Origin of the sequence: Vibrio spartinae (genome assembly GCF_024347135.1) — a bacterium.
Taxonomy (GTDB): Bacteria; Pseudomonadota; Gammaproteobacteria; order Enterobacterales; family Vibrionaceae; genus Vibrio; species Vibrio spartinae.
Window position 1 is genome coordinate 3,681,739 of record NZ_AP024907.1, and the last position, 11,794, is coordinate 3,693,532.

The following is an 11,794-nucleotide window of genomic DNA, read 5'->3' on the forward strand; positions in this document are numbered from 1 at the left end:
TTTTTGATCGTGCGAATTTTGTTGAAGCAAAGCGGTTTTTGTTCCAATCTGTTAGAGCGAATGAACCAATGGTCTTAAAAAATGAAAACAGGTATTACCCGGGTATTCCTTATATGTCTTCTACTCATCCTGATCGGGATCACTGCTGGAATCGTGATTGTCCAGTCTCGCTATATTACACCTGTTGCCCAATGGACGATTCAAAAAATAGGGTTTCCTGAATTCCATGCCCAGAAAATCAGCTACCAATATCCATTCCATCTGAAATTTGAGCACGTCACTCTGTCTCAACAACTGACACCGATCCAGACGGTGGATGTTTGGCTCAATCCCTATCAAAGCACCCTCAATCAGCTCGCATTCGATAGTGTGCTCATTGATGGTCTCACTCTAGACAATGCGCAAGCATCTCTACCAACACCATCAGAGACATTAAAAATCAACCAGCTTGCTATCCGCAACCTTTCTGTGGCAACCACAGACGATCTGATGATTCACGAGCTCAATGTACAAATTCAAAACCCGAGTTGGCATGAGACCAACACCTATCTACCTGATGGTGACATCCAACTTTATGCGCCTCAGGTTATGTGGCAGGGAGAAACTCTAACCGATTTGCTCATTCTTGGCAGCCATCAATCACAACATAGTCAGATTGATAGCCTGACCGCAACATGGCGAGGCGCTTCACTCTCCTTGCAAGGAAAAACCGACGGACAACGCTGGTCAATCGAAAACCTAACCACAGACAAACTGAACTTGTCTCTGTCTCAGTTTCAGCAACTGTCTTATAAATTCAGAGATCTGATTGAACAACACATCGCGCAGATTGATCGACTTGATCTGTTAAACAGCCAGTTCAAGATGCCACATATTCAACTCAATCATTTCGATTTATCGCTCACTGATTTTCATCCGACCGTCTCTGAATCACTTTGGAAACAGACTCATGCAGAGCTCTCGTTGGATGCGGAAAGCCTTGTTCTCGATGAAATGATGTGGGTAGAGCCCAGTATCAACCTCATCCTGACGCCCGGTCAGTTAGATGTCGATGACTTCAATTCAACCCTCATGGACGGCCAAATCCATGCGTCCGGCTCAATCACACCGGAGACGGTGACCATTCGGGATTTACAGATACAAAGCATGAAAATGTTTATCGAGTCAGGATCTGAGCCGGACTTCACGTGGCTCGCATCAATCATATCATCATTCAAACAAGTGAACGTCGAACAGCTGAAAATCCGGAATAGCCAGATTATCCAACTCGCCCACCAGCCCTATTGGCAATTATCAGGGGTCAATACAGATATCGATCATGCTCAATTGCTCGATGCTCAACGGTGGGGATTATGGCAGGGCGCTGCAAGGATTTCAGTCAATAATCTTAGCTATGGGCAGTTCGTGGTATCCCAAGGATTAATCGAAATGCACAGTCAAGAGAATAACTGGATACTGGATCGACTATTTCTTCCTTTCTCTAAAGGATATCTGGCCGCTAAAGGACAATGGCAATATGGATTGAAAGGCGCCCCATGGCAGTTTTCAATTGACGCGGATAGCCTTCCCCTGGACCTGTTCAAACATCTGCCACTCCAGATGAAAGGACTCGCTGATTTGTCAGGTTCCGCTCAGGGGCTTTCCGGAGATTCAGTGATTATCAATCACACGTTAAGTGGCTTATTGAACCTAGATATCAGAAATGGTCAACTCCAGCTACCTGATAACCATACTCAACCAAAAGACTTTATGCTGAATGCCTTGGAAATCATCGGAGATCGGGGAAACATCACCGTCCCTGAAATTCACCTCAAATCTGACAACCTCAATGCAACCATCAGTGGTCGTTGGGATTTGACTCAATCTGATAAAGGCTCGTTCACTCTCTCGGTGACAACAGGGGAAAAACAGATCCATTACAACTTACTGGAACCATCGCAAACAGAGCCACCAGCCCCTCAGACCGAAACCGGCCCCATACAAGAGACTTCGAATTCATCGGCCAATTAAAGCCTTATAATTCGGGATCAACATGTATGTTCCGACAAACTGGACTGCAGGTTTATCCCCACTTTTGATGATCACATTGACGATGATCCGAGCTTTACGCCCAGACTCAAGACGATCCAGATCACCACTAATATCATCTAGAGAGGTCACGGCAATCGGATTCTCACAAATGGGCAGCCGATACCGAATACGGCTATCGACCATCACAATGTCCCCATAAAGACTGCGTTCCCGCATGAGTAGCCATGCCATCCCCCATCCTGTCAATGTCGCCAAGGTGAAAGCGGAACCGGCAAACATCGTGTTATGCGGATTGATATTGGGATTCATCGGCGCGTAACACTCGAACTGATAACCGGTATACTGATTAATCTTAATCCCCATTTTTTCACTGATCGGGATCTGGTTTTCCCAACGTTCCTGCAACTCTGAACACCACTGCGGTTTACGCTGAACATTCGCCATCGGATCCAGTGTTTTCACCATCTGTTGATGCTGGATAGGTCCGCGTTCATCACTCAGTTCACCGCGACGCTCAAACCCATTTTTCTCATAAAAAGCAATAGCATCTTCTCTGGCATTACATACCAGCCGTTTCGCGCCTTCCTGACGGGCAAGCGATTCTAATGTCACCAAAAGTAGTGACCCCATCCCCCGACTCCGACGGTTCGATTTCACCGCCATATAACGAATTTGTCCTTCACAGTCAGGGGTAATGTACAATCGGCCGACCGCCATAGGACGCCCCCGGCTATCGACAATCATCCGATGATGACTCATTGGATCATATTCGTCCCGTTCCGATCCCAACGGCAAATGCCATGGTTCACGTAGCATTTGCCAGCGAAATAAATAGTATTTACTCAGCTGGTTCTCCGTCTGAGGGCTAACAATCTTAAACATGAACTGTCCCTATCTTATTGATTAAACCTGTAACCAGAAGGTCACCGGTCCATCATTGACCAACGCCACTTTCATATCCGCAGCAAAGCGTCCTCTCTCCGTAGAAAGAACGCTTGCACATTGCTCAGCGAAATAATCGTACAAACGCTCAGCATCTGCAGGTGCCGCACCACGAGAAAATCCAGCGCGTGTTCCCTTTTTCGTATCTGCCGGTAATGTAAATTGTGAAACCACTAAAACTTCGCCGCCGATCTGCTGAACATTGAGATTCATTTTTCCCTGTTCATCTTCAAATACTCGGTAGGTCGTCACCCGTTCAACCAGACGTTTCGCCTTAGCTTCATCATCATCTTTTTCAACCCCCAGCAATACCAGCAATCCTTGCCCAATATTTCCCACAACCGAGCCATCCACAGTAACGGAGGCTTCACTTACTCTCTGAATCAGTGCGATCACAATGTCTTCCCTTCTCTCCACCATTATCAGCCGCTTGCTCGGATTTTAGCATGTCTGCTTGCCAAGATTCATATTCACCCAGAGAGGCGGTTACTTCTGCGCCCAATAAGACAATCAACCAAGAAAAATACACCCAGATAAAGAGAATCGGAATCGCGGCTAATGCCCCGTATATGAGCTGATAAGATGGAAAGTGTGTAATATAGGCAGCAAACCCCGCTTTACTGATTTCAAACAGTAACGCGGCAACCAACGCCCCTGACAGAGCATGACCCAACTTCACTTTTTTATTCGGGACAAGGACGTACAACCCGGTGAATGCAGCAAACGAGAGTAAGAATGGCAGCCTTCTGAGTACCCATTGAGAAAATCCATGCAAGGTTTCATTGGAGACCAAGTTCAGTGACGTAATGTAGGATGTCACAGCAAGACTCGCCCCAACCAGAAACGGGCCTAACGTTAAAACCATCCAATACATTGAAAAAGAAAAAACCCAGCGACGCTTCTGATCAACCCGCCAGATATAGTTCAACATCTTATCAATATTAGAAATCAGCGTCAGTGCGACGACGAATAGGAACAATCCCCCCAACGCTGTCATTTTGCTCGTATTCGAGACAAAATCATGCAATGCCTGATTGACCGCTTCACCCGCAGCCGGCAAGAAGTGAGTAATAACAAATGATTGAATGACTTCACCGGCATCATTAAAAGCAGAGAATGCAGATAATACTGAGAGTAAAACCGCCACCATCGGCACAAAGGACAACAACGAGATATAAGCCAGATATCCCGCATTGACCTGAATTCGATCATGAATCAACCGACGCCATAAGTATCGGGAAAAAGCAGCACCAGTATCGATGATTATTTTTGTATTCAACACAGATACCTCATCAGCACACCGTGGTGGTTTTATAGATAACAACATCGTTGTTTGAAGATGATATATGAGTCAGAGGAATAATCTTATCCCTTTTCTTATATCAATTAAGCAAGAATATGCATTTAGATTAGCAGGATATTCACTGAGTGACTATCTCATCCCGCTGATAAAAAAGGCGGAAACAATGTTCCGCCTTTATCACATCATCAGTCTATAAGGACTTACTTTCCGCCACGAAACGCTCTTTTACGATCATTTTCAGTAAGATGTCTCTTACGAATTCGGATGCTCGCAGGCGTGACTTCAACCAGCTCATCATCATCGATAAACTCCAGAGCTTGTTCCAGAGTATATTTGATTGCAGGAGAAAGAACCTGAGCTTCATCAGTACCCGATGCCCGAACGTTCGTTAACTGCTTACCCTTAAGACAGTTCACGGTTAGATCATTCGAACGGTTGTGAATACCGATAACCTGACCTTCATACACTTCATCCGCATGCTCAGCAAATAAACGACCTCGCTCTTGCAAATTAAACAAGGCATAAGTCAACGCTTTACCCGTTGCGTTAGAAACCAGCACACCGTTATTACGCTGACCAATCGTGCCGCCTTTGTGAGGGCCATAATGATCAAACGTATGATAAAGCAAACCGGAGCCGGAAGTCAGTGTCAGAAACTCAGTTTGGAAACCAATCAAACCCCGAGATGGCATCACAAAATCCAGACGAGCACGTCCTTTACCATCCGGAGACATATCTCTCAGTTCACCTTTACGTATGCCGATATTCTCCATAATACCGCCTTGATGCTCTTCAAGAACATCGATCGTCACGGTCTCAAACGGTTCCATCAACTGGCCATTTTCTTCACGGAGGATAACTTCTGGGCGAGAGACGGCCAATTCAAAACCTTCCCGGCGCATATTCTCGATCAGAATCGACAAATGCAGCTCACCACGACCAGAAACACGGAATTTATCCGGATCATCTGTTTGCTCAACGCGGAGGGCCACATTGTGGACCAATTCTTTTTCCAGACGCTCCAGAATATTACGAGAAGTAACGAATTTCCCTTCCTTACCCGCAAACGGAGAAGTATTGACTTGGAAAGTCATCGTCACCGTCGGCTCATCGACAGATAATGCGGGTAGTGCTTCAACAGCATTGACGTCACAAATCGTGTCTGAAATTTTCAATTCACCCAAACCCGTAATTGCAACGATATCACCAGCATTTGCCCGTTCAACATCGTATCGTTCAAGCCCTAGATATCCCAAAACAGTGCCGACTTTGCCATTTCTTTTCTTACCGTCTGCACCAATAATGGTCACTTGCTGATTCGGTTTTACGGCACCTCGGGTTACCCGACCAACACCGATAACACCGACATAAGAGCTGTAATCGAGCTGAGAAATTTGCATTTGTAACGAACCACCAAGATCAACCTCTGGTGGTGCCACATTGTCAATAATGGTCTGGAAGAGAGGTTCCATATCCGTCCCCTCTTTTCCTTCTTCCAGAATTGCCCATCCGTTCAGCGCCGAGGCATATACAACCTGAAAATCAAGTTGTTCATCGGTTGCACCAAGATTATCAAACAGATCGAATACCTGATCCATAACCCAATCAGGTCGAGCTCCCGGTCTGTCAATTTTGTTAATCACCACGATCGGTTTCAGACCATGGTCAAATGCTTTTTGGGTAACAAAACGAGTTTGAGGCATCGGGCCATCAACGGCATCAACGATAAGCAAAACAGAGTCAACCATAGACATAATACGCTCAACTTCACCGCCGAAGTCCGCGTGTCCAGGGGTGTCAACGATATTGATATGGTAATCGTGCCAGTTAATCGCTGTATTCTTAGCTAGGATTGTAATCCCTCGCTCTTTCTCAATATCATTCGAGTCCATGACTCGTTCTTCAACTTCACCGCGAGACTGTAAAGTTCCGGATTGTTGTAATAGCTTATCAACCAAGGTCGTTTTACCGTGGTCAACGTGCGCAATGATCGCAATATTTCTTAGTTTATCAATCTGTGGTGTTGTCATGGATTCATCATCATTGTCAAAGTTCAATTCCCGCTCTTTGGTGTTACTGCATTTCGGGATAAAAAAAACGCTCAATAATGTACCAGATTTTGAAGAAATTCCCAGAAATATGTGATCTAAAACAGGCTTATTTCTTCTATTCGTACATCAAGTCACTCTTCTATAGTTTAGTCTTTGGAATCCATCATGTTAAAAAACAATTGCGATCAAACCTTTTTCACGACCAGAAAGCAGAAAAAACCATCAAATGCTGTTTGACAAATTGCCTATTCATAGGGCTGAATAGAGGGGCGGTTGGCAACTATTGGTGCAACTTTAATTTTATCGCACCATGTCAGTGCAAAGCGCAAATCATTTTAGTGCAATGATTGATAATCGAAAGCTCGTTATCTTATTAATGCATTGAATCAAAAGGATTTTTAATCATGGCACGATTTTGGCTTATAAAGTTTCAGCTTCAGTTAACGTGATCATCACAAAGTTAATTGATGCTTAAACCAAGTCGAGCTTTTACCGATTTTTTAACACTGGAGGTTGTCCAAGATGTCAGTAGAAAATGTTCTATCGCTGATCCAAGAAAACGAAGTTAAGTTTGTTGATTTACGCTTTACAGATACAAAGGGTAAAGAGCAACACGTTTCTATTCCTGCTCACCAAATCGATGCTGACTTCTTCGAAGAAGGTAAAATGTTTGATGGTTCATCTATTGCCGGCTGGAAAGGAATTAACGAATCTGACATGGTTCTGATGCCAGATGCCTCAACTGCTGTTTTAGACCCATTTACAGAAGACTCCACATTAAATATTCGTTGTGACATTTTAGAGCCAGCAACTATGCAAGGCTATGATCGTGACCCACGTTCTATTGCACAACGCGCTGAAGAATACATGCGCTCTACCGGTGTCGCGGACACCGTGCTATTCGGTCCTGAACCAGAATTCTTCCTGTTTGACGATGTAAAATACTCAACAACCATGTCCGGTTCTTTCTACAAAATCGATGATATAGAAGCTGCATGGAACACAGGTTCAGAGATCGAGGGCGGAAACAAAGGTCACCGTCCTGGCATTAAAGGCGGTTACTTCCCTGTTGCTCCGGTTGACTCATCTCAGGATATCCGTAGTGCTATGTGTTTGATTATGGAAGAGATGGGACTGGTTGTTGAAGCACACCACCACGAAGTCGCAACTGCTGGTCAGAACGAGATCGCTTGCCGTTTCAATACCATGACATTGAAAGCAGATGAAATCCAAATCTATAAGTACGTTGTCCATAACGTTGCTCATGCATTCGGTAAAACTGCGACTTTCATGCCGAAACCACTTGTCGGAGACAACGGTTCTGGTATGCACTGTCACCAATCTCTGGCAAAAGATGGTGTCAACCTGTTTGCTGGTGATAAGTACGGCGGTTTATCTGAAACAGCGTTGTTCTACATTGGTGGTATCATCAAACATGCTCGAGCAATCAACGCATTCGCGAATGCTTCAACAAACTCATACAAACGTTTGGTCCCTGGATTTGAAGCGCCGGTAATGCTTGCTTATTCAGCTCGTAACCGAAGTGCATCGATCCGTATTCCTGTCGTGCCAAGCCCGAAAGGACGCCGTATCGAAGTTCGATTCCCAGACCCAACAGCTAACCCATATCTGGCTTTTGCTTCGATGCTGATGGCTGGTCTAGACGGAATTAAGAACAAGATTCACCCTGGCGATTCAGCAGATAAAGATCTATATGATCTGCCAGCAGAAGAAGCAGCACAAATTCCAACGGTTGCAGAGTCTTTCCAACAAGCATTGGAAGCTTTGGATGCAGATCGTGAATTCTTGACTGCGGGTGGCGTATTCTCTGATGATTTCATCGATTCTTATATTGCTCTGAAATCAGATGATGTAACTCGCATCAATATGACGACTCACCCACTTGAATTCGATATGTACTACTCTGTATAAGTCCATATTTCATACCCATATTATCAGGCCCGCCTCTGGCGGGCTTTTTTTACACCAACTGAAGATTAATTATTGAAATATCATCATAAATCTTTTCGAAAATCTCACAAACAAAGAGCATATCAGGCAAGATAATTGCATTCATATCTAATGTAATAAACCATGGCTACAGCTGTTGTGAAATTGGACTCAAAGCGCTGTTGAACTGACTGATTTCAAAGAAGAGAGACTTGTATTTATCCCTTAGTTAGCCATACTCATTCTATCAATGCACCATTTTTGTGCAATGCGTCATTTTGGAACATGGTGATCACTCATGAGTAGTGAACTTAGTACAACAATATTGAACAATATTGTGACATCCACACTAATACTGGATGAGTCTTTATGCGTCCGCTATGCAAACCCTTCAGCAGAGCAGTTATTCTCACAAAGTGCCAAGCGGATTATCAATCAACCCCTATCCAATTTAATTCAACATGCATCTCTTGATCTCGCACTCCTCTCACAACCATTACAGAGTGGTCAAAGTATTACCGACAGTGACGTGACATTTGTGGTTGATGGTAAACCCCTGATGTTAGAAGTCACGGTTAGCCCGTTAACTTGGCAAAAAAAATTAATGTTGTTAGTCGAAATGAGGAAAATTGGTCAACAGCGCCGTTTGAGTCAGGAATTGAACCAACATGCCCAACAACAGGCCGCTAAGTTACTCGTCCGGGGATTGGCCCATGAGATTAAGAATCCACTGGGGGGGCTACGAGGAGCGGCACAATTATTAGAGAGGATGCTCCCAGATCAGAGTCTGACAGAATACACACAAATTATTATTGAACAGGCTGATCGGCTTCGATCTTTGGTTGATCGACTCCTTGGGCCTCAAAAGCCAGGGAAAAAACAGTCTGAAAATTTGCACTTAATTCTGGAGAAAGTCCGTCAATTGATCGAACTCGATGCCCGTTCTCACCTTGTGATTGAACGCGATTATGACCCCAGTTTGCCCAATATTATGATGGATATGGATCAAATTGAGCAGGCACTACTAAATATCGTCAGTAATGCTGCACAAATTTTGTCATCACAACAACATGGTAAAATCACGCTTCGCACCAGAACAGTGCATCAAGCCAATATACATGGACAACGGCATAAGCTTGTAGCCCGAATTGAAATCATTGATAACGGACCGGGAATTCCAAACGAGTTGCAAGATACGCTCTTCTATCCAATGGTCAGCGGAAGAGAAGGTGGTAGCGGACTAGGATTATCGATTTCTCAAAATCTAATTGATCAACATAATGGCAAGATCGAGGTTGAAAGCTGGCCGGGACAGACCGTTTTTACCATCTATCTACCGATAAACTAATGATGATCCGTTCAATGAAATGAACCAATGAACGAACCATTTACGGAATAAAAATTTTAACGCTTAGCGAACGTTAGTGACAGATGCTGTTTAAGGAATACTAATTATGAGTAAAGGATACGTATGGGTTGTCGATGACGATAGCTCTATTCGATGGGTGATGGAAAAAACCCTGTCTTCAGCCAACATTAAATGCGAAACTTTCTCCGATGCAGAGAGTGTTCTGATGGCTCTGGAAAGAGAATCTCCTGACGTATTAGTATCCGACATACGTATGCCCGGTATCGATGGTATCGAGCTATTACATCAAGTCCACTCCCGCTCACCAGAGCTCCCTATCATCATCATGACGGCTCATTCTGATCTAGATGCCGCAGTAAACGCCTATCAAAAAGGTGCTTTTGAATACCTCCCCAAGCCTTTTGATGTTGATGAAACACTCACGTTAGTTGAACGCGCCATTGCTCATGGCCAAGAGCAACGAAAAGATCAGTCGGGTCGTCTGACAAATATAGATGATACCCCTGAGATTATTGGCGAGGCTCCGGCCATGCAAGAGGTATTTAGGGCCATCGGACGTCTTTCACGTTCTTCAATTTCCGTACTAATCAATGGTGAATCAGGAACAGGGAAAGAACTGGTCGCTCATGCTTTACACCGACATAGCCCACGTGCGCAGAAGCCATTTATTGCCTTAAATATGGCTGCCATTCCGAAAGACTTGATTGAGTCAGAGTTATTTGGTCATGAAAAGGGGGCATTTACCGGTGCAAACAATGTCAGGCAAGGCCGCTTTGAACAAGCGAATGGCGGAACGCTATTTCTAGACGAGATAGGTGACATGCCACTCGATATTCAAACTCGATTGTTGCGAGTGCTGGCTGATGGGCAGTTTTATCGTGTTGGCGGACATTCAGCAATAAAAGTAGATGTCCGAATCGTTGCTGCAACGCATCAAAACCTTGAGAAGCTTGTTCATCAAGGTAAGTTCCGGGAAGATCTGTTTCATCGCTTAAACGTCATCAGAATTCAAATTCCCGCACTCAGAGAGCGTCGTCAGGACATCGAAAAGCTGACTAAACATTTTTTAGCACTTGCGGCCAAGGAACTCGGTGTGGAAATGAAAACACTGCATCCTAAATCATTAGAGACTCTCAATCGTCTCGACTGGCCGGGTAATGTACGGCAGTTAGAGAACATGTGTCGTTGGCTAACTGTCATGGCAAGTGGTACAGAAGTCCTTCCTAATGACTTACCCTCAGAACTGTTGTCAGAAAAGAAAAATGTTGAATTCGATAATGATTCCAGCTGGCAGAAACAATTGGACGCTTGGGCAAGAACGGCACTGTCTGCCGGAGAAACGGATCTCCTATCCTATGCTTTACCTGAATTTGAACGAATTCTCTTAGAAGCGGCATTAAGTCATACCAATGGACATAAACAAGATGCAGCAAAAGTGCTGGGGTGGGGGCGAAATACATTGACTCGCAAATTAAAGGAACTTTACTAAACCTCACTCATTCTTTTGACAACAAAAATATGTTTCAGTGACTATTTCTCCATCCAATAGCAATATAGTCACTGTTTCCCCAACCATAATCATGATATGACAGTGCTAATTCATCCAAGCAGCAAAAAAGACAGGATGACCATTCAGCAGTTATATTCTTTTCAATATATAAAGTTATATCGAAGATAGAATAAATTAAGTCTCATTGCAGAAAACAGAAAGTCCCAATCTTTTGGCTGAGGCTTAATAGCATTGGGGAATAGCAATATAATCATGAAAAATGAGAATGTCTTATCCGTCAGACACAAAAAAACCCTGATATTGCTATCAGGGTTTCAGATAAGTGGCGGAGTGGACGGGACTCGAACCCGCGACCCCCGGCGTGACAGGCCGGTATTCTAACCAACTGAACTACCACTCCGCATTGGTCAGACTATGCAGTCTTTTCTAGCTTTTGCCTTCAGATTCTTCTGAAAACAAATAATTAAAGCCTGGCGATGTCCTACTCTCACATGGGGAGACCCCACACTACCATCGGCGCTGTTTCGTTTCACGTCTGAGTTCGGCATGGATTCAGGTGGGTCCAAAACGCTATGGTCGCCAAGCAAATTTCTTTCAATTCGAAAAGCTGATTCTCGTACACAATCAAGTCTCTAGAG

8 protein-coding genes, 1 tRNA gene and 1 rRNA gene are annotated in these 11,794 nt (G+C 44.3%); 4 read left to right on the plus strand and 6 right to left on the minus strand.

Features of this window, described 5'->3' with window-relative positions; genetic code table 11:
• Window positions 1-81 precede the first annotated feature (81 nt).
• A complete protein-coding gene (locus tag OCU60_RS16425) occupies window positions 82-2,010 on the plus strand; it encodes an AsmA family protein (protein ID WP_074372947.1) in 1,929 nt (642 codons plus the stop codon).
• Here the strand turns inward: OCU60_RS16425 and OCU60_RS16430 are convergent.
• From OCU60_RS16430 to typA, 4 genes are all read right to left on the minus strand, one after another.
• A complete protein-coding gene (locus OCU60_RS16430) occupies window positions 1,996-2,913 on the minus strand; it encodes a bifunctional GNAT family N-acetyltransferase/hotdog fold thioesterase (RefSeq protein ID WP_074372946.1) in 918 nt (305 codons plus the stop codon). The genes OCU60_RS16425 and OCU60_RS16430 overlap by 15 nt on opposite strands.
• 21 nt (window positions 2,914-2,934) lie before the next feature.
• The gene (dtd, locus tag OCU60_RS16435; protein WP_074372945.1) at window positions 2,935-3,369 is read right to left on the minus strand and encodes a D-aminoacyl-tRNA deacylase; all 435 of its coding nucleotides are present in this window, start codon (window positions 3,367-3,369) and stop codon (window positions 2,935-2,937) included.
• Complete coding sequence (locus OCU60_RS16440) at window positions 3,341-4,252, minus strand: virulence factor BrkB family protein (protein ID WP_074373009.1); 912 nt, start codon at window positions 4,250-4,252, stop codon at window positions 3,341-3,343. Before OCU60_RS16440 ends, dtd begins: the two co-directional genes overlap by 29 nt.
• A gap of 224 nt (window positions 4,253-4,476) precedes the next feature.
• Complete coding sequence (gene typA / locus OCU60_RS16445; protein ID WP_074373008.1) at window positions 4,477-6,306, minus strand: translational GTPase TypA; 1,830 nt, start codon at window positions 6,304-6,306, stop codon at window positions 4,477-4,479.
• A gap of 543 nt (window positions 6,307-6,849) precedes the next feature.
• On the opposite strand from typA, the gene glnA reads away from it, so the two are divergent.
• From glnA to glnG, 3 genes are all read left to right on the plus strand, one after another.
• Window positions 6,850-8,259 carry a glutamate--ammonia ligase gene (glnA, locus tag OCU60_RS16450; RefSeq protein ID WP_074372944.1) on the plus strand — a complete coding sequence of 470 codons (1,410 nt, stop codon included), beginning with the start codon at window positions 6,850-6,852 and terminating at the stop codon, window positions 8,257-8,259.
• Window positions 8,260-8,575: 316 nt separating this feature from the next.
• Window positions 8,576-9,625: a nitrogen regulation protein NR(II) gene (gene glnL, locus OCU60_RS16455; RefSeq protein ID WP_074372943.1), complete on the plus strand. Its 1,050-nt coding sequence runs from the start codon at window positions 8,576-8,578 to the stop codon at window positions 9,623-9,625.
• 106 nt (window positions 9,626-9,731) lie between these two features.
• A complete protein-coding gene (glnG, locus tag OCU60_RS16460; RefSeq protein WP_074372942.1) occupies window positions 9,732-11,135 on the plus strand; it encodes a nitrogen regulation protein NR(I) in 1,404 nt (467 codons plus the stop codon).
• A gap of 344 nt (window positions 11,136-11,479) precedes the next feature.
• Here the strand turns inward: glnG and OCU60_RS16465 are convergent.
• Together OCU60_RS16465 and rrf are read right to left on the minus strand one after the other, a co-directional pair.
• Window positions 11,480-11,556: transfer RNA gene (locus tag OCU60_RS16465), tRNA-Asp, on the minus strand.
• A 68-nt stretch (window positions 11,557-11,624) separates the two neighbouring features.
• Window positions 11,625-11,740: ribosomal RNA gene (gene rrf, locus OCU60_RS16470) — 5S ribosomal RNA — on the minus strand.
• Window positions 11,741-11,794: the final 54 nt, after the last annotated feature.

What these genes read in the sequence shown, in the direction of transcription:
- OCU60_RS16425 (WP_074372947.1), top strand. Translation starts at nt 82, where the DNA reads ATGAAAACAGGTATTACCCGGGTATTCCTTATATGTCTTCTACTCATC.
- glnL (WP_074372943.1), top strand. Translation starts at nt 8,576, where the DNA reads ATGAGTAGTGAACTTAGTACAACAATATTGAACAATATTGTGACATCC.
- typA (WP_074373008.1), bottom strand. Translation starts at nt 6,306, where the DNA reads ATGACAACACCACAGATTGATAAACTAAGAAATATTGCGATCATTGCG.
- glnG (WP_074372942.1), top strand. Translation starts at nt 9,732, where the DNA reads ATGAGTAAAGGATACGTATGGGTTGTCGATGACGATAGCTCTATTCGA.
- glnA (WP_074372944.1), top strand. Translation starts at nt 6,850, where the DNA reads ATGTCAGTAGAAAATGTTCTATCGCTGATCCAAGAAAACGAAGTTAAG.
- OCU60_RS16430 (WP_074372946.1), bottom strand. Translation starts at nt 2,913, where the DNA reads ATGTTTAAGATTGTTAGCCCTCAGACGGAGAACCAGCTGAGTAAATAC.